The organism is Achromobacter sp. DMS1 (genome assembly GCF_001270295.1).
This window is the reverse complement of sequence record NZ_LHSJ01000013.1, coordinates 23991-42205: the sequence shown is the minus strand read 5'-3', so window position 1 is coordinate 42205 and position 18215 is coordinate 23991. Positions and strand designations below refer to the sequence as shown.

Below are 18215 nucleotides of genomic sequence, written 5' to 3'. Positions count from 1 at the left end.
ATGCGCGGCAATGGTGAGCGCGGCCGGCAGGCGGCCGGTGCTGACCTGTTCGGCCAGCGTGGCGGCGGGCAGGGTCTGGGTCTTGAGTTCGATGAGCGGCAGCCGCTGCGTGACCGCCGCCGCCAGCTCGCCCAGCCGGAGAAAATCCGGCTGTTCGCTCGGCATGCCCAGTTCGATCTGGCCCTGCAGGCTGCCTTGGAGCTGCTGCGCCTCGGCCTTGAACTGCGCGCCCAGCACCAGCAGCGATTCGGCGGTGGGCAGCAGGATCTCGCCCGCCTTGGCCAGCGTGAGCCGGCCGCCGCTGCGGTCGAACAGCGCCACCCCCAGGCTTTGCTCCAGCGCCTTGATCTGCGCCGTCACCGCGGGCTGCGTCAGCGAAAGCGCCTCGGCAGCCTTGGTCAGGCTGCCTACGCGCGCGACCGTGACGAAGGCGCGGATCTGGTAGATTTCCATCGGCCCGCGCGGCTCAGGCCGCCAGCAGGCGCACCTGGGTCGGCTCCAGTCCGACCGATACCGGCGCGCCCACGGGGAAGGGCGACAGACCGGCCAGATGCGACTGGTCGGCCGTGAGCCGCTGCTCGCCCACCTGCACCTGGTAGCGCGTGAACTCGCCCAGGAACTCGCTGCTGGCCACCACGCCGGGCAGCCACACGTAGCGCGCGTCGCCCAGCCCGTCGGCCATTTCGATCTGCACGGTGTGCGGCCGGAAGCTCGCGGCCAGGCGCGCGCGGCCGGCGCTTCGCCGGTCAGCGGCAGGTGCAGGTCGCCCACGCCGTCCACGGCCAGCACCAGGCTGCTGCTGCGGCGCTCGCGCACGTCGCCTTCCAGCACGTTCATGGTGCCCACGAAATTGGCCACGAAGCGGTTGACAGGATAGTCGAACAGGGTGCTGGGCGTGCCGATCTGCTGCACCACGCCGTGGTCCAGCACCGCCATGCGGTCGGCGGTGGTCATGGCTTCTTCCTGGTCGTGCGTGACGAAAATGGTGGTGATGCCCAGGCGGCGCTGCAGGCTGAGCAGGTCCTGGCGCATCTGCACGCGCAGCTTCTTGTCCAGGTTCGACAGCGGCTCGTCCAGCAGCAGCACCTGCGGCTCGATCACGATGGTGCGCGCCAGCGCCACGCGCTGCTGCTGCCCGCCCGACAACTGGTTGGGGCGGCGCTTGCCGTACTGGCCCAGCCCCACCAGTTCGAGCGCGGCCTCGACACGGCTGCGGATCTCGTTGCGCGGCAGGCGCCGCTCGACCAGTCCGAACGCCACGTTGTCCCAGACCGTCATGTGCGGCCAGAGCGCATAGTTCTGGAACACCATGCCGATGTTGCGGTTCCAGGGCGGCGTGCCGCTGATGTCCTTGCCGTCGACCAGCAGTTGGCCGTGCGTGTGCCGGTTGAAGCCCGCGATCAGGCGCAGCAGGGTGGACTTGCCCGATCCGGACGGCCCCAGCAGGGCGAAGAACTCTCCCGGCTCGATGCTGATGTTCACGTCCTTGAGCACTTCCGTCTTGCCATAGGACAGCCGGATATTCCGGCACTCGACGCTGACCTTCTTCATGCGCTTTCCTCTTCGTTGCGGGCTGGGCGCTGGCGCGCCTGCGCGCGCTCCACCAGCAGGTGCGATACGTAGGTGCCGACGGCCACCGCGGCCACGGCCAGCACGCCCAGCGCGGCGCCGGGGCCGCGGCCGGCCGCGCTCTGCATGTACAGATAAATGCCATAGCTCATGGGAGCCTGGCTATCCCGGGTAACCAGCATGATGGTGGCCGACAGCTCCACGGCCGCCGTGACGAAGCTGGTGACGAACCCCGCCAGCATGCCGCCCGCCATCAGCGGCACCACCACGCGCCGGATGGTGGACAGGCGCGTGGCGCCCACCGATTGCGCGGCTTCTTCGAGCGACACGTTGATCTGCTGCAGCGCGGCCACGCAGGAACGCAGCGCGTAGGGCAGGCGCCGCACGGAATAGGCGAGCATGATGATGATCCACGACGAGGTCAGCAGCGTGCCGGCGCCCGGCAGTTCCACGCCGCGGAAGGTGCGCAGGTAGCCGATGGCCAGCACGATGCCGGGAATCGCCAGCGCCGCCGAGGCCATGAAGTCCAGCCATTGGCGCGCGGGCAGGCGGGTGCGCAGCATCAGGTAGGCGATGGCCGTGCCCAGCGCCACGTCCAGGCCGGCCGCCAGGCCGCAGTAGAGCAGCGTGTTGGCGATCATGCCGCGTGATTCGGAAAACACCGCCGCGTAGTGGGCCAGCGTGTAGCCGTCGGGCAGCGGCGCGTAGCTCCAGACGCTGGCCAGCGAAAGCAGCAGCACGCCCAGGTGGGGCGAGAGCACCAGCAGCAGCACCAGGATGATCCAGGCATAGGCCAGCACGCTTTCGACGGGCCGCAGGCGGCGCTTCTGGATGGAATTGCCGCCCTTTTGCAGCGTGGAATAGTCGCGTCCCTTGAGCACCCGGGCCGACAGCCAGAGCGCCAGGATCGAAAAACCGATCATGATGACGCTGATCACATAGCCCAGCGGATCTTCCAGCCCGACCTGGGTGATGCGCAGGTAGGCCTGCGGCGCCAGCATGTTGGTGATGCCCAGCACCAGCGGCGTGCCCAGGTCGTCGAACACTTTCACGAACACCAGCGAGGCGCCGGCGATGTAGCCGGGCAGCGCGAGCGGGAAGATGACGCGGTAGAACAGCCGGAAGCCGCGCGAGCCCAGGTTGAAGGCCGCTTCCTCCATGGAGCCGTCGATGTTGCGCAGCGCCACCACCAGGTTCATGAGGATGAACGGGAAATAGTGCAGCGCTTCGACGAAGATGACGCCGTTGAGCCCTTCCATGAAAGGCACGGTGATGCCGAACCCGTCGTCCAGCAGCAGGTTCACGCTGCCCGAGCGGCCGAACAGGAGCTGCATGGCCACCGCGCCCACGAAGGGCGGCATGATGAGCGGCAGCACGCCCAGGGTCTGGATCAGCAGCGCGCCGCGGAAGTCGAAGCGCACGGTGAAGTATGCCAGCGGCACGGCGATGAGCGAGGCCAGCAGCGCCGACCAGCCCGCCACGTACAGGCTGTTGAAGAACGCTTCGCGCATCAGGGGCTGGTTGAAGAAGGCGCCGAAATGGCCCGTGGTCAGGCTGCCGTCCGCGTTGACGAAAGCGCTGTAGAACACGGTGCCGACCGGCACCGCCAGGAACAGCAGCAGAAAGCCGAACACCAGCAGCGCCGTCAGCACGGGGCCGGCGGACAGGCGCGAATAGCCCGAATGATTCATCGAGATTCCCGTAATGCGTGTCAGGAAAAGCGCGGGGCGCGGCGGACCGGCCGCGGGCCCCGCGCGGCGGGGTGCGGCCTACAGCGACATGGCCTCGCGGGCGAGCCTGGCGGCTTCCTCGTAGTTGGCCTTGGCCTTGCCGTTCCATTCGCCTTCGAGCTGCGTGATCTTCTGGTTCACGGCAGCGTCTTTCTTATTGCCGCCGAAGATCGCGAGGAACTGCGGGTCGGCGGCCTGCTTGCCGTCGATCAGCGGGGTCCAGGCCAGCTTGCGCGCGCGCTCGAGCAGCTCGGCGGCCTTGCCGGAGCGGGCCTTTTCGCCGAGCCTGGCCTCGGCGTCGTAGATGGCCTTGGTGGCCGTCTGCAGCTCTTTCAGGCGGAACGTGACGGTCTGGTCATAGAGCGACTGCACCACGTAATAGCGCGACTGCGAGAGCTCGGCGTCGAAATGCACCTTGCTGCGCCTGGCGATCTCGGACGGATCGGGATAGCCTTCCGGAATCTTGCCGGCCAATTGCGAATACGGCAGCACGGGCAGGCGCGAGATCCTGGGCTCCAGCAGCAGCTCCTGGCCGGCCTTGCTGAGCGTGAACGCGATGAACTTCTTGCCTTCCTCGGTGTTCTTCGCGCCGTCGATCAGGGCGATGTTGGCCGGCACGATGGCGGTTTCCTCGGGGTACACGAAATCGACGGGAAACTTGGAATACTTGCTCGACAGGCCGAAGAAGTCGATCACCGGCCCCGCGCCGAACTGGCCGTTGTTCACGCCGTCGGGCACGCCGAAAGAGCGCTCCGTGATGGCGCTGGCGTTGCCCGACATGCGCAGCAGCGTGCGCCAGCCCTCGTCCCAGCCCTCGCCCTGCAGGATGGTTTCCACCGTGAGGTGCATGGTGCCCGAGCGCGACGGCGAGGTGGTGCCCACGTGGCCGAACCATTCGGGTGCCAGCAGGTCTTTCCATTGCCGGGGGGCGGGCAGCTTGTGCGCCTTGATGTAGCGCGTGTTGTACATGATGCCGTAGCCCGCCAGCGCCTGCCCCAGGTACATGCCGCCGGGGTCGTTGACGGGATAGCTGCCGATCTTGTCGGGCACGTCCTTGTTGGCCAGGCTGGAAGCGTTGGCCAGCAGCTTGTCGCGGCCCAGCACTTCGAAGGCGTCGGGCGCGCTGGCCCAGAACACTTCCGGCCGCTGGCCCGCCGGCGTCTCGCGCACGTAGGCGATTCCCGACACCGTGTTCTTGTTGAGGATTTCCAGCTTGATGTCGGGGTTGGTCTTCTCGAAGGCCGTCTTGTAGGCCTGGGTGAGATCCTTGGGGAAGGAGGTAATGACCGTGACGGTGCCGGCCAGGGCGGGCGCGCAGGCCGCCAGCAGCGCCCCCGCAAGGGCAGTGCGCATCGCAAGCATGGTTTGTCTCCGTAGTGTTTGAATTGTCCGGAGACGGTAACGGCCTATTGCCAGGCCGTCCAATCACAAATTTTGATACGGGCCATCACCGGGCTAGGCCGTGGCCGAGATTCCGCCGCCGGCGGCGGCCGCCGCGGCCTTGGCCTGCATGGCCATGATCTTCTGGATCTGGCCCATGATCTGGACGGCCTGCGCATTCAGCGCCTGGATCTGCTGCGCCTTCTGCTCGGCCGGCAGCCCGCTGGACTGCACCTTGGCGATCTGCTGCTGGATGCGCTTGAGCTGGCGCTGCAACTCCTTGATCTGGCGCGTGTATTCGTCTTCGTTGTCGCTGGAGGAGGTTTCCTGCGCGCCGCCCACGCTCGGGCCGCCGCCCGCGCCCTTGGCGTTCACCCGCAGGGCGCCCGTTGCGGAAACCGCGACCGTTTCCTGGGAACCGCCCTCGTCCTGGCTGCCGCGCTTAGCGTCTTTCTCGGCCTGGATCTTCTGGGCCCAGAGGTCGTAGAGGGCGGTCCGGGCATTGCCGCTGATGGAATCGATGGCCAAGATGGCTCCCTGAGGCGAATTCGTTACATCCCAGAATACGGCGGGTCCGGCGGGAACTTAAGCGTTGCCGCGCCTTCCCGGCCGCCATTACACCCATTACACTTGCGCCCGCCCATTCAACGCATTCCTCCTGGGGAATCCATGTCCAATTCCTATTTCCCGCGCTGGCGCCTGGCCGACGACGCCGAGCCCGGCGTCATCATCGCGCCCGACGAAAGGCTGAGCTGGCCCAAGAACATCGCCATGGGCGCGCAGCACGTGGTCGCCATGTTCGGCTCCACGGTGCTGGCGCCCCTGCTCATGGGTTTCGATCCCAACGTCGCCATCCTGATGTCGGGCATCGGCACGCTGATCTTCTTCCTCTTCGTGGGCGGGCGCGTGCCCAGCTACCTGGGGTCGAGCTTTGCCTTCATCGGCGGCGTGATCGCGGTCACCGGCTACGCCGGCAGCGGAGCCAACCCCAACATCGGCGTGGCGCTGGGCGCCATCATCGCCTGCGGCCTGGCCTACACGCTGATCGGCGCGGTCGTGTGGTTCGTCAACGCCCGGGCGGGCGGGGGCGCGCAATGGATCGAAACCCTGATGCCGCCGGTGGTGACCGGCGCCGTGGTCGCCGTCATCGGCCTGAACCTCGCGCCCATCGCCGCCAAGAGCGCCATGGGCAAATCCGGCTTCGACACCGCCATGGCCGTGGTCACCGTGCTGTGCGTGGGCGGCATCGCCGTCTACACCCGGGGCATGCTGCAGCGCCTGCTCATCCTGGTGGGCCTGGTGCTGGCCTGCGTGATCTACGCCGCCTGCGCCAACGGCCTGGGCCTGGGCCAGCCCATGGACTTCTCCGGCGTGGCTTCGGCGGCCTGGTTCGGCCTGCCGCAATTCGCGGCCCCGGTGTTCAAGGCCGAGGCCATGGGCCTGATCGTGCCCGTGGCCATCATCCTGGTGGCCGAGAACCTGGGCCACGTGAAGGCGGTCAGCGCCATGACCGGCCAGGACCTCGACCGCTACCTGGGCCGCGCCTTCGTGGGCGACGGCGTGGCCACCATGGTCTCGGGCGCGGTGGGCGGCACCGGCGTCACCACCTACGCCGAGAACATCGGCGTCATGGCCGTCACCCGCATCTATTCCACGCTGGTCTTCGTGGTGGCCGCGCTGATCGCCGTCGCGCTGGGCTTTTCGCCCAAGTTCGGGGCGCTCATCCAGACCATTCCCCAGCCGGTGCTGGGCGGCATGTCGGTGGTGGTCTTCGGCCTCATCGCCGTGGCCGGCGCCCGCATCTGGGTGGTGAACCAGGTCGATTTCAGCGACAACCGCAATCTCATCGTGGCGGCCGTCACCCTGGTGCTGGGCGCGGGCGACTTCACCGTCAAACTGGGCAGTTTCACGCTGGGCGGCATCGGCACGGCCACCTTCGGAGCCATCATCCTGTACGCCCTGCTGCGCCGGCGGCGCTAGCCGCGGCCGGGGCCTGGCCGCCCCGCTGTTGCGAAACGGCGTGTTTTCGCGGTTTACCGCCGGGAAATGCGCCGAAAACGACGTTTTCTCCGGCGGCTTGCAATTCCCGCCGAGTTTGCCCACAATAGGCACTTGATTGCCCCGGTTCCGACCCGAGCCGGGGTTTTGTTTTGGTCGCAGTTTGCGCCGCGAGATTCCGGCGGGCGATCAGAGCGGGCCTGTCGGACCCCATCGGGTTCGGCACAGCCCGCCCCGATCTTCCGTCCGGTTGCTCACGCCTCCGCCTCGCGCGGCCGGCAGGGCGTCCACGGCGACCTTCACCGGGAACGCTCCCTAGGGGGCGTTTTCTACTTTTGTTTGGGAAACGACATGTCTGCCATACCTTTGACCGTGCGCGGGGCCGAGCGCTTGAAAGAAGAGCTCCAGCGGCTGAAAACCGTGGAACGTCCTGCCGTTATCAACGCCATCGCCGAAGCCCGTGCCCAGGGCGATCTGTCGGAAAACGCCGAATACGACGCCGCTCGCGAACGCCAGGCGTTTATCGAGGGACGCATCGCTGAACTCGAAGGCACGCTTTCCAACGCGCATCTGATCGACCCCGCGGCCCTGGACGCCGACGGCCGCGCCGTGTTCGGCGCCACCGTCGACATCGAAGACCTCGATTCGGGCGACCGCGTCACCTACCAGATCGTGGGCGACGTGGAAGCCGACATCAAGTCGAACCTGATCTCCGTGTCGAGCCCCGTGGCCCGCGCGCTGATCGGCAAGAGCGAAGGCGACGTCGTCGAGGTCAAGGCCCCGGCCGGCGTGCGCGAGTATGAAGTCCTGAGCGTGCGCTACATCTGAAGCCGCGCCATCCGCAGTAACAGCAAGCAAAACACCATCGCCGGAGCCGGGTTTCGACGGCAAGCCGTCCCAGAGCAACCGCGGACCGCATGGTGGGCCGGGCGCGTAAAGCGCCCGTTTTTGTGCCTGGCGCCCGGGCGGGGCGCTGGCGTGTGACGATTACTTCTTGATGGAACGGCGGCTGGTGCCGCTGCGGGCGCCGGCGCGCAGGCTGAGCGCGCTTCCGGTGCGGCGCGGAATGCCGTGCGCGCTGCCGGCAACCTTGCGGGTGCTGGGGCGCATGGGCTTGCCGGCCTTGTTGAGGGCGCTGCGGGGGTACGCGCGCCGCGGGGCTCGGCGGCGTCGCGCGGCTCGGCGCGGCGAGGGCGCTTGGACAGGGTCTTGCCCTCGGCGGCCATCTTCTTGGGGGTGTGCGGCTCGGAGGCGCGCCGCTTGGCCGGGCGCTCGGGCTCGCCGCCGGCCAGGCTGGCCGAGGCCAGGTTGCCCGGCAGAGGGCGGAAGAGAATGAGCGTCTTGCCCAGGTGATGCACCGGCGCGCAGGACAGCGCGTCGCAGATCGAGGACAGCATGGCCTCGCGCGCCTCGCGGTCTTCGCCGCCCGCGCGGACCTTGATCAGGCCGTGCGAGGCGAGGGCGCGGTCGATTTCTTTCATGACCGCTTCGGTCAGGCCGTTGTCGCCGATCAGGACGACGGGGCGCAAGGCGTGAGCGGCCGACCGCAGGTCGCTGCGCTCACGAGAGGTGAGTTCTAATATAGGCATGCGTGGAATTGTACGGTAATGGCCAAAAAGAAATTCTCCAAAGACTGGATTCACCAGCACATCAACGACCCCTATGTGAAGCTCGCGCAACAGAAGGGCTACCGGGCCCGCGCGGCCTTCAAGCTGATCGAGATCCTGGACGCCGAAAAGCTCATGCGTCGCGGCGACCTGGTGGTGGACCTGGGGTCCGCGCCGGGCAGCTGGTCGCAGGTGGCGCGCGAGCGGCTGGCCGGCCCCGGCGGAGTGGTGGACGGGCGCATCATCGCCCTGGACATCCTGCCCATGGAGCCCGTGGCGGGCGTCGAATTCATCCAGGGCGACTTCCGCGAAGATGACATTTTGAAACAACTAGAAGAACGGGTCGGGGCGCAGGCGGTAGACCTTGTAATTTCGGACATGGCCCCCAATCTGTCCGGAGTGGGCTCCGCCGACTCCGCGCGCATCCAGCACGTTTGCGAGCTGGCCCTGGAATTCGCGTGCGCCCACCTCAAGCCCAACGGGGCGCTGATCGTCAAGGCCTTCCACGGCAGCGGCTTTTCGCAGATCGTGCAGTCCTACAAGCAGCGCTTCAAGCGGGTGGTCGAGCGCAAGCCGAAGGCCTCGCGGGACAAATCCTCGGAAACCTTCCTGGTGGCGCGCGATCTGAAATAGTGTCCGCCGGGAGCGCAGCGCCCTCGGCGCCCGATCCCTTCCGGCGCTGCGCCGGCTTGCGAGACCACAGACTGGAAAAACCGAGAATCAGAAGTAACTTACAGACGCCCAAGCTGCCGGGACGCAATTTGGTCTGACAGGGTAGAATGGGTCATTGACATACTTGTGACTGTGCCATACGCGGGTGGCGGTCGCCGGTCGGAATCGAAAGCAGGAGATCGACCTTGAACAACTCTTTTTCCAAAGTCGCTGTCTGGATGGTGATAGCCCTGGTGCTGTTCACCGTCTTCAAGCAGTTCGACGGACGCACCCAGACGCAGGACGGCGTCACGTACACCCAGTTCATGGATGACGCCAAGGCTGGCCGCATCCGCAAGGTGGACGTGCAGGGCGACGTGCTGTATGTCACCCCCGATGCCGGCCGTCCGTACACCCTGACCTCGCCTGGCGACCTGTGGATGGTTTCCGATCTGCTCAAGTATGGCGTGCAGGTGTCCGGCAAGCCTCGCGAAGAGCAGTCGCTGCTCATGAGCATCTTCGTTTCCTGGTTCCCGATGCTGCTGTTGATCGGGGTATGGGTATTCTTCATGAGGCAGATGCAGGGGGGCGGCCGGGGCGGCGCATTCAGCTTCGGCAAGTCGCGCGCCCGCATGCTCGACGAGAACACCAACCAGGTCACCTTCGCCGACGTCGCCGGCTGCGACGAAGCCAAGGAAGACGTGCAGGAACTGGTCGATTTTCTGCGCGACCCCAGCAAGTTCCAGAAGCTCGGCGGCCGCATTCCGCGCGGCGTGCTGATGGTGGGCTCGCCCGGCACCGGCAAGACGCTGCTGGCCAAGGCCATCGCCGGCGAGGCCAAAGTGCCGTTCTTCAGCATTTCCGGCTCCGATTTCGTGGAAATGTTCGTGGGCGTGGGCGCGGCCCGCGTGCGCGACATGTTCGAGAACGCCAAGAAGCACGCGCCCTGCATCATCTTCATCGATGAAATCGACGCGGTCGGCCGCCAGCGTGGCGCCGGCCTGGGCGGCGGCAACGACGAGCGCGAACAGACCCTGAACCAGATGCTGGTCGAGATGGACGGCTTCGAGTCCGGCCAGGGCGTCATCGTCATCGCCGCCACCAACCGCCCCGACGTACTCGACCCGGCGCTGCTGCGCCCGGGCCGCTTCGACCGCCAGGTCGTGGTGCCGCTGCCCGACATCCGCGGCCGCGAGCAGATCCTCAAGGTGCACATGCGCAAAGTGCCGCTGTCGCCCAACGTGGACGCCACCATCCTGGCCCGCGGCACGCCCGGCTTCTCCGGCGCCGACCTGGCCAACCTCGTGAACGAGGCGGCGCTGTTCGCCGCACGCCGCAATGGCCGCACCGTCGACATGTCCGACTTCGAGAAGGCCAAGGACAAGATCATCATGGGCGCGGAACGCCGCTCCATCGTGATGCCCGAGGAAGAGCGCAAGAACACCGCCTACCACGAGTCCGGCCACGCCATCGTGGCGCGCATGCTGCCCAAGACCGACCCGGTGCACAAGGTCACCATCATCCCGCGCGGCCGCGCGCTGGGCGTGACCATGCAGCTGCCCGAGACGGACCGCTACAGCATGGACAAGACCCGCCTGCTGTCGACCATCGCCGTGCTCTTTGGCGGACGCATCGCCGAAGAAATCTTCATGAACCAGATGACCACCGGCGCCTCCAACGACTTCGAGCGGGCCACGTCCATCGCGCGCGACATCGTCACGCGCTATGGCATGACCGACGAGCTGGGCCCCATGGTGTACGCCGAGAACGAAGGCGAGGTGTTCCTGGGACGCAGCGTCACCAAGACCACGCACGTGTCCGAAGCCACCATGCAGAAGGTGGACTCCGAGATCCGCCGCATCATCGACGAGCAGTACGCCGTGGCGCGCAAGATCCTGGAAGACAACCGAGACAAGGTCGAGGCCATGACCGCCGCGCTGCTCGAATGGGAAACCATCGACGCCGACCAGATCGACGACATCATCGCCGGCCGTCCGCCGCGTCCTCCCAAGACGCCGCAAGGCCCATCCGACACGTCCGATACGCCGCCCACCGGGCTGGCTGCCGGCGGCAACACGGCCGCCGCCGTCTGAGGCCCGCCGTCCTGAGTCATGGCGAATAACTTCCTGTGCGGGCGCTTCGAGTTCGACCTCGAGCGCCCGCTGGTCATGGGCATCGTCAACGTCACGCCGGATTCCTTTTCCGACGGCGGCAGGCACAACGACCCGGACGCCGCGGTGGCGCATGCGCGCCGCCTGATCGACGAAGGGGCTCACATACTCGACCTGGGCGGCGAATCCACCCGGCCCGGTGCCGAGCCGGTTTCGGCGCAGGACGAGCTGGCCCGCCTGCTGCCGGTGGTGGAGGCCCTGCGCGACTGCGGCGTGCCCCTGTCCATCGACACCTTCAAACCCGAGGTCATGCGCGCCACGCTGGACGCCGGCGCCGACATGATCAATGACATCTACGGCTTTCGCCAGCCCGGAGCCATCGAGGCGGTGGCCCAGTCGCGCTGCGGCCTGTGCGTGATGCACATGAAAGGCGAGCCCCGCACCATGCAGGCCGAGCCGCCGGAGTACAGCGACGTCATCGGCGAGATCGGCCTGTTCCTGGGATCGCGGGCGCAAAAGCTGCGCGCCGCGTGGGTGGACCCGCGCCGCATCGTGCTCGACCCCGGCTTCGGCTTCGGCAAGACCGCCGACCAGAATTTCCAGTTGCTGCGCCGGCTGTCCAGCCTGCGCAGCGCCGGCTATCCGCTGCTGATCGGCCTGTCGCGCAAGACCATGATAGGCCAGGCCACCGGCAGGCCCGTGGGCGACCGGCTGCCGGGCAGCATTGCCGCCGCCCTGGCCTGCGTGGCCCGCGGCGCCTCGATCGTGCGGGTGCACGATGTGGCCGCCACGGTGGACGCGCTCAAGGTCTGGCAGGCGGCCGAACAAGGAGCAATCAATCCATGAGTGAACGCAAGTATTTCGGCACCGACGGCGTGCGCGGCGAAGTGGGCGGCCCGGTGATCAACGCGGCCTTCGCGCTGCGGCTGGGCTACGCGGCAGGCAAGGTGCTGGCCCGCAGCTACAAGGACAAGGCGCGCGGCGCGCCGGCCGCAGGTGGTCATCGGCAAGGACACCCGCATCTCCGGCTACATGCTCGAGTCGGCGCTGGAAGCCGGGCTGTCGGCCGCGGGCGTGGACGTGGTGCTGGCCGGCCCCGTTCCCACCCCGGCCGTGGCCTACCTGACGCGCGCGCTGCGCCTGGTGGCCGGCATCGTCATCAGCGCCTCGCACAACCCCTACCAGGACAACGGCATCAAGTTCTTCTCGGCGCAGGGCATGAAGCTGCCCGACGAGCTCGAAGCCGAGATCGAGGCCGCGCTCGACGAAGAGCTGGGCTGCGTGAGTTCCGAGGGGCTGGGGCGCGCGCGCCGCATGAACGACGCGCAGGGCCGCTACATTGAGTTCTGCAAGAGCACCTTCCCCAACGATCTCGACCTGAACGGCCTGAGCATCGTGGTGGACGCCGCCCACGGCGCGGCCTACAACATCGCCCCCCACGTGTTCCGCGAGCTGGGCGCCGACGTGCACGCCATCGGCGTGCACCCCGATGGCTTCAACATCAACAAGGGCGTGGGCGCGCTGCACCCCGACCAGCTCGCCAGGGAAGTGAAGGCGCGCGGCGCCCAGCTCGGCATCGCCCTGGACGGCGACGCCGACCGGCTGCAGATGGTCGACGGCGACGGCCGCATCTACAACGGCGACGAACTGCTCTACGCCATCCTGCGCGAGCGCATGCAGCGCGGCACGGTCGAGGGCGTGGTCGGCACGCTGATGACCAACTTCGGCTTCGAGCGCGCGCTGGAGCGCCTGGGCGTGGGCTTTGCCCGGGCCAACGTGGGCGATCGCTACGTGCTGGAGCAGATGCAGGCGCGCGGCTGGCTGTACGGCGGCGAAAGCTCCGGGCACCTGCTGTGCCTGGACTGCCACACCACCGGCGACGGCATCATCGCCGCCCTGCAGGTGCTCACGGCCCTGCGCCGCAACGACGCCACGCTGGCCGACTGGGTGAGCGACCTGCGCATGTATCCGCAGAAAATGATCAACGTGCCGCTCGCGCCCGGCCTGGACTGGAAAACGCACCCGGGCCTGGCGGCGGCGCGCGAGGCCGTGGAGGCGGAGCTGGGCGGGCGCGGCCGCATCCTCATCCGCGCTTCGGGCACCGAGCCCAAGCTGCGCGTCATGGTCGAGGCCGAGGACGAGGCCCTGGCCGTTTCGTCGGCCGAACGCCTGGCCGCCAGCCTGGGATGAACCCGCCGCGCCGCGCATGACCGAAGGCCATTCGCCGGCGACGGCGAATGGCCTTTGCACAGGAATCCGCACTGTTCTGTCGCGCTTTGTAATGTTTTGTCGGGATGGCTGTCAGGCCCCTGGGTTCGTCCGAACTACACTTCATAGTCACGTAACATATTGGTCAAGTCATTGACATACAGGGCGTCCACACTGGCCGGACACTCTAGGAGCATCGCGCAATGCTGGAATTAGCACGCACCAATCCGGACCGCAACTCGGCAGAACGGTGGGCGGACCACGCCTCACGGGTTCTGGTCGTCGGGCTGGCGCGCACCGCCGACGAGATCGAACAGATCCAGCGTCTGCGCTACGAAGTCTTCACCGAGGACATGGGGGCGGTTTTCCCCGATGCCCACGACGGCATCGAGCGCGACCGTTTCGACCCTTTCTGCGAGCACCTGATGGTGCGCGAACTCGATACCGGCCGGGTGGTGGGCACCTACCGCATTCTCACCCCGGAAAAGGCCCGCGAGGCGGGCGGCTACTACTCGCAGTCGGAATTCGACCTTTCCGGCCTGGGCGCCATCCGCGACGAACTGGTGGAAGTGGGGCGCTCGTGCACCCATGCCGACCACCGCAACGGCGCGGTCATCATGTTGCTGTGGTCGGGGCTGGCCGAATACCTGCGGCGCGGCGGCTACCAGTACGTGCTGGGCTGCGCCAGCGTCAGCCTGCGCGACGACGGCGTCACCGCCGCCGAGGTCTGGCGCACCGTGCTGCCCCAGCTGCCCCGCGTCGGCGAGCCCTGCGTCAAGCCGCTGCACCGCTATCCGGTGGAAAAGCTCAACAGCACCCTGCCGGCGCGGGTGCCGCCGCTGATCAAGGGCTATCTCAAGCTGGGCGCCACGGTGTGCGGCGAGCCCGCCTGGGACCCGGACTTCAACGCCGCCGACTTCCCCGTGCTGCTCCGCATGGACGGCATGGACGAGCGCTACCGGCGCCATTTCGGCCTGCCCGCCGTCACTCCGAACTCGCGCTAGACCCTGCCATGCGCCGCCTGCTCCGTCGTGTAAAGATCAGATTGATACGGCGGGCGACGCGGCCCGTGCGCCTGGAATTGCGCCGGTTGCAGCGCCAGGCGGACTTCCTGCCTTTTTGAACGAATGCGCGCGTCCGGCGGGCGAGGCGTCAGAACTCCAGCAGCTCGAACGAGAAACCCACCTTCGACCACTCCGCCTCCTCGGCGCGCAGGGTGAAGTCGGTAAGCGGGTGCTCGCTCAGCCATTGGCGGTCCACCCGCACCACGATAGAGCGGTTGCGCACCGACGCCGACAGCGGCAGCGGCTCGATTTCTTCGCGCCGGCGGAACAGCAGCACGGCCAGCCTCAGGCTCAGGATGGCCACCCATTGGCCCTGCGTGCGCACCAGGTTTTCCAGCTTGCCCAGCTTGCCCTGGTGGGCGAGCGCCAGCATGGCCAGCAGCTGCTGGTCGGCGCGGGAGAAGCCGGGCATGTCGGCGTTCTCCAGCACGTAGGCCGTGTGCTTGTGATAGGCGTTATGGGCGATCGAAAGCCCCACTTCGTGCAAATCGGCCGCCCAGCCCAGCGCGGCGTGCAGCTCGGCGCGCTCGGAGCCCTCGGGCATCATGGCGTCGAACAGCGTGAGCGCGGCGTGCCGCACGCGGCGCGCCTGGATCACGTCGATGTGATAGCGCTTCATGAACTGCCGCACCGATTCGTCGCGCTTGTCGTGCTCGTCGTCCCGGCCCAGCAGGTCGTACAGCACGCCCAGGCGCAGCGCCCCGTCGCCCGTGTGCATCACGTCGATGCCCAGCTCGTCGAAGAGCGCGCTCATGATCGCCAGCCCGCCGGGCAGCACGTCGGCCCGCTCGATCTTGATGCCGGGCAGCTCCGAAGGAATGACCCGCCCCGAGCGGATGATGCGGTCTTTCAGCTTGGCCATGCCGGCGCGGGTGATGCCGCGGTCGGAAAACCGGCATTCGGTGAGAATGGCGAACAGCGCCTTGGCCGTGCCCGAAGAGCCGTAGGCTTCTTTCCAGCCCATCTTGCGGTACTGCTTGGCGATCACCTCGATTTCCCGGCGCGCCGCCAGCTCGGCCAGCTTCATCTGGTGCGCGTCCACCACGCCGTCGGGAAAGAACTGGCGGCTGTAGCTCACGCAGCCCATATAGAGCGAGGACATCAGACCGGGTTCCAGCCCCTTGCCGATGATGACCTCGGTGGAGCCGCCGCCGATGTCGATCACCAGGCGCTTGTTGGGCGAGGGCGGCAGCGTGTGGATCACGCCGGTGTAGATCAGGCGGGCCTCTTCGCGGCCGGCGATCACTTCGATGGGGAATCCCAGCGCCTTTTCGGCGCGCGGCAGGAAGTCGGAGGTATTGCGCGCCACGCGGAAGGTATTGGTGGCCACGGCCCGCACCCGGTTGGGATGGAAGCTGCGCAGGCGGTCGCCGAAGCGTTCCAGCACCAATATCGCACGGTCGATGGCTTCGTCGCTCAGACGCTTGTTGGCGTCCAGCCCGGCGGCCAGGCGCACGGTTTCCTTGAGGCGGTCGATCTGGTAGATCTGCGGGGTGCCGTCCTGCTGGACGATGCGCCCGATGGAGAGGCGAAAGCTGTTGGACCCCAGGTCCACCGCGGCCAGTAATTGATCCATGCGGCTCGTGAAATAGGCGTGAAGGTGGGCTGATTATAGATATCCCATGTGACAGCGCCGCCCGGGCGGGGTTTTCGCTTATGAAACAGCGGCTTGCCGGTTACGGGCGCGCATGCCGCCTGTGTCATGTGTCCCGGTTTTGGCGTATCTTATGTCGTGCCGCATGTCATAGAACCGTCACGCTATTGCCGTAAAACTTGCCGCTTTCTCGCCCCGTATGGAATCCGGAATGACTTCTCGCCCGCCCGCCGAGCCCGCGCTGCTGAACCGCGAGCTTTCGCTGCTGAAATTCAACGAACGCGTGCTGGCGATGGCGGAGAACCCCTCGACGCCGCTGCTGGAACGGCTGCGCTACGTGTGCATCGTCAGTTCCAACCTGGACGAGTTCTTCGAGATCCGGATATCCAGCCTGAAGGAGCAGCAGCGCCAATCGCCCAATCTCGTGGGGCCGGACGGCATGACGCCGGACCAGTCCTTCGACGCGGTGCAAAAGGCGGTGCACGAACTGGTGGCGCGCCAGTACGCGCTGCTCAACGACGCCATCCTGCCCGCGCTGCACGCCGAGGGCGTGGTGCTGCACCATGCCTCCGAATGGAACGCCGAGCAGCAGGAATGGGCGCGCGAGGTGTTCAGCCGCGACGTCATGCCGCTGCTCACGCCCATCGGGCTCGATCCGGCGCACCCGTTTCCGCGCGTCTACAACAAGAGCCTGAACTTCATCGTGTCGCTCTCGGGCGCCGACGCGTTCGGCCGCCAGGCATCCATCGCCATCGTGCAGGCGCCGCGCGCCTTGCCCCGCCTGATCAAGATGCCCGAGGCGCTGTCCGGCCATCCCGAGGGCTACATCCTGCTCACCTCGCTGCTGCGGGCGTTCGTGGGAGAGCTCTTCCCGGGCCTGGAAATGCTGGGCTGCTACCAGTGGCGCGTCACGCGCAACAGCGACCTCTTCGTGGACGAGGAAGAAGTCACCAACCTGCGCCACGCCCTGCAGGGCGAGCTGTCGCAGCGCAATTTCGGCGCGGCCGTGCGCCTGGAAATCGACAAGCTCACGCCAGTGGAACTGGAAACCTTCCTGCAGCGGGAGTTCTCGCTGCAGCCCGCCGACACCTACCGCGTGTCGGGGCCGGTGAACCTGAGCCGCCTGATGCAGCTGTGCAACGCCACAGCACGGCCCGATCTGCTGTTTCCCGACTACCGCGCGCCGGTGCCGGCGCCCTTCGACCGGGTGGGCGACAAGCCGGCCGAGCTGTTCGCCGCGGTGGCCGAGCAGGACAGGTTGCTGCACCATCCCTACCAGTCGTTTCAGCCCATCATCGATTTCCTGACGGCCGCCGCGCTGGACCCGGACGTCATGGCCATCAAGCAGACCATCTACCGCACCGGCGAGGATTCCGAGCTGATGAAGATCCTGCTGGCCGCGGCGCGGGCCGGCAAGGAAGTGACGGTGGTGGTGGAGCTGATGGCGCGCTTCGACGAGCAGACCAACATCAACTGGGCGGCCCGCCTCGAGGAGGTGGGGGCGCACGTGGTGTACGGCGTGGTGGCGCACAAGACCCACGCCAAGATGGCCCTGGTGCTGCGCCGCGAAAAAGGCCGGCTGCGCCGCTATGCGCACCTCGGCACGGGCAACTACCATCCCCGCACGGCGCGGCTCTACACCGACTTCGGCCTGCTGACCGCCGACCCCCGCCTGTGCGAAGACATGGACAAGGTGTTCACCCAGCTCACCGGCCTGGGCGCCCGCCGCTCGCTCAAGGCGCTGCTGCAGTCGCCCTTCACGCTGCACGACGGCATGGTCGCGGCCATCCGCGCCGAGGCGCGCGCCGCCAAGGCCGGCAAGCGCGCGCGCATCATGGCCAAGATGAACTCGCTGCTCGAAGAGCGCGTCATCGAGGAGCTCTACAAGGCCAGCCAGGCCGGCGTGAAAATCGACCTCATCGTGCGCGGCGTATGCGCGCTGCGCGCCGGCGTGCCGGGCCTGTCCGAGAACATCCGCGTGCGCTCCATCGTGGGGCGCTTCCTGGAACACTCCCGGGTCTTCTACTTCTACGCGGACGGCGCCGAAACCGTATACCTCTCCTCGGCCGACTGGATGGACCGCAACTTCTTTCGCCGCGTCGAAGTCGCCTTTCCCATCTACGACAAGTCGCTCAAGAAGCGCGTCATCGACGAAGCCTTCACCTACGCCCTGCGCGACAACCAGCTCGCCTGGCAGCAACAGCCCAATGGCGACTACGTCCGCGTCCGCAGCCGCCGCGAACCCTTCAACCTGCACCAGTTTCTGATGCAGAAACTCGGCACCTGAGCCCGAAGGACGCGGC

General features: G+C 67.3%; 12 protein-coding genes and 3 pseudogenes. 8 read left to right on the top strand and 7 right to left on the bottom strand.

Annotation, left to right across the window (positions count from 1 at the left end):
- From AD428_RS03015 to AD428_RS02995, 5 genes and pseudogenes are all read right to left on the bottom strand, one after another.
- Positions 1-453 (bottom strand): LysR family transcriptional regulator (locus tag AD428_RS03015; protein ID WP_152967969.1); only part of this gene is annotated, 453 nt, incomplete at its 3' end.
- A gap of 13 nt (positions 454-466) precedes the next feature.
- Positions 467-1551, bottom strand: a pseudogene (locus AD428_RS03010) (ABC transporter ATP-binding protein).
- A complete protein-coding gene (locus AD428_RS03005; protein WP_053244131.1) occupies positions 1548-3260 on the bottom strand; it encodes an ABC transporter permease in 1713 nt (570 codons plus the stop codon). Before AD428_RS03005 ends, AD428_RS03010 begins: the two are co-directional and overlap by 4 nt.
- Before the next feature lie 78 nt (positions 3261-3338).
- The gene (locus tag AD428_RS03000; RefSeq protein ID WP_053244130.1) at positions 3339-4661 is read right to left on the bottom strand and encodes an ABC transporter substrate-binding protein; all 1323 of its coding nucleotides are present in this window, start codon (positions 4659-4661) and stop codon (positions 3339-3341) included.
- A 93-nt stretch (positions 4662-4754) separates the two neighbouring features.
- The gene (locus tag AD428_RS02995) at positions 4755-5207 is read right to left on the bottom strand and encodes a FlxA-like family protein (RefSeq protein WP_053244129.1); all 453 of its coding nucleotides are present in this window, start codon (positions 5205-5207) and stop codon (positions 4755-4757) included.
- Between the two features lie 141 nt (positions 5208-5348).
- Here AD428_RS02995 and AD428_RS02990 point away from each other — a divergent pair, with 141 nt between their 5' ends.
- Positions 5349-6659, top strand: a complete 1311-nt coding sequence (locus AD428_RS02990) for a solute carrier family 23 protein (protein WP_053244128.1) — start codon at positions 5349-5351, stop codon at positions 6657-6659.
- A 369-nt stretch (positions 6660-7028) separates the two neighbouring features.
- On the top strand, positions 7029-7505 hold the full coding sequence (greA, locus tag AD428_RS02985; RefSeq protein ID WP_053244127.1) for a transcription elongation factor GreA: 477 nt from the start codon (positions 7029-7031) through the stop codon (positions 7503-7505).
- Between the two features lie 159 nt (positions 7506-7664).
- Here the strand turns inward: greA and AD428_RS02980 are convergent.
- Positions 7665-8266: pseudogene (locus AD428_RS02980) on the bottom strand (YhbY family RNA-binding protein).
- 18 nt (positions 8267-8284) lie between these two features.
- On the opposite strand from AD428_RS02980, the gene AD428_RS02975 reads away from it, so the two are divergent.
- From AD428_RS02975 to AD428_RS02955, 5 genes and pseudogenes are all read left to right on the top strand, one after another.
- A complete protein-coding gene (locus AD428_RS02975) occupies positions 8285-8917 on the top strand; it encodes an RlmE family RNA methyltransferase (protein ID WP_053244126.1) in 633 nt (210 codons plus the stop codon).
- Positions 8918-9141: 224 nt separating this feature from the next.
- On the top strand, positions 9142-11028 hold the full coding sequence (ftsH, locus tag AD428_RS02970; protein WP_053244125.1) for an ATP-dependent zinc metalloprotease FtsH: 1887 nt from the start codon (positions 9142-9144) through the stop codon (positions 11026-11028).
- Between the two features lie 18 nt (positions 11029-11046).
- Complete coding sequence (folP, locus tag AD428_RS02965; RefSeq protein WP_053244124.1) at positions 11047-11892, top strand: dihydropteroate synthase; 846 nt, start codon at positions 11047-11049, stop codon at positions 11890-11892.
- Positions 11889-13236: pseudogene (glmM, locus tag AD428_RS02960) on the top strand (phosphoglucosamine mutase). Before folP ends, glmM begins: the two are co-directional and overlap by 4 nt.
- 221 nt (positions 13237-13457) lie before the next feature.
- Positions 13458-14258, top strand: coding sequence for a GNAT family N-acetyltransferase (locus AD428_RS02955; protein ID WP_053244123.1), 801 nt, complete (start codon positions 13458-13460; stop codon positions 14256-14258).
- A gap of 148 nt (positions 14259-14406) precedes the next feature.
- Here the strand turns inward: AD428_RS02955 and ppx are convergent, their stop codons facing one another.
- Complete coding sequence (gene ppx, locus AD428_RS02950; RefSeq protein WP_053244122.1) at positions 14407-15894, bottom strand: exopolyphosphatase; 1488 nt, start codon at positions 15892-15894, stop codon at positions 14407-14409.
- 229 nt (positions 15895-16123) lie between these two features.
- Here ppx and ppk1 point away from each other — a divergent pair, with 229 nt between their 5' ends.
- The gene (gene ppk1, locus AD428_RS02945) at positions 16124-18199 is read left to right on the top strand and encodes a polyphosphate kinase 1 (protein ID WP_053244121.1); all 2076 of its coding nucleotides are present in this window, start codon (positions 16124-16126) and stop codon (positions 18197-18199) included.
- Positions 18200-18215 lie beyond the last annotated feature (16 nt).

Excerpts from the sequence above, each read along its gene's own strand:
- AD428_RS03005 (WP_053244131.1), bottom strand. The coding sequence starts at position 3,260 with ATGAATCATTCGGGCTATTCGCGCCTGTCCGCCGGCCCCGTGCTGACG.
- AD428_RS03000 (WP_053244130.1), bottom strand. The coding sequence starts at position 4,661 with ATGCTTGCGATGCGCACTGCCCTTGCGGGGGCGCTGCTGGCGGCCTGC.
- AD428_RS02990 (WP_053244128.1), top strand. The coding sequence starts at position 5,349 with ATGTCCAATTCCTATTTCCCGCGCTGGCGCCTGGCCGACGACGCCGAG.
- greA (WP_053244127.1), top strand. The coding sequence starts at position 7,029 with ATGTCTGCCATACCTTTGACCGTGCGCGGGGCCGAGCGCTTGAAAGAA.
- AD428_RS02975 (WP_053244126.1), top strand. The coding sequence starts at position 8,285 with ATGGCCAAAAAGAAATTCTCCAAAGACTGGATTCACCAGCACATCAAC.
- folP (WP_053244124.1), top strand. The coding sequence starts at position 11,047 with ATGGCGAATAACTTCCTGTGCGGGCGCTTCGAGTTCGACCTCGAGCGC.
- AD428_RS02955 (WP_053244123.1), top strand. The coding sequence starts at position 13,458 with ATGCTGGAATTAGCACGCACCAATCCGGACCGCAACTCGGCAGAACGG.
- ppx (WP_053244122.1), bottom strand. The coding sequence starts at position 15,894 with ATGGATCAATTACTGGCCGCGGTGGACCTGGGGTCCAACAGCTTTCGC.
- ppk1 (WP_053244121.1), top strand. The coding sequence starts at position 16,124 with ATGACTTCTCGCCCGCCCGCCGAGCCCGCGCTGCTGAACCGCGAGCTT.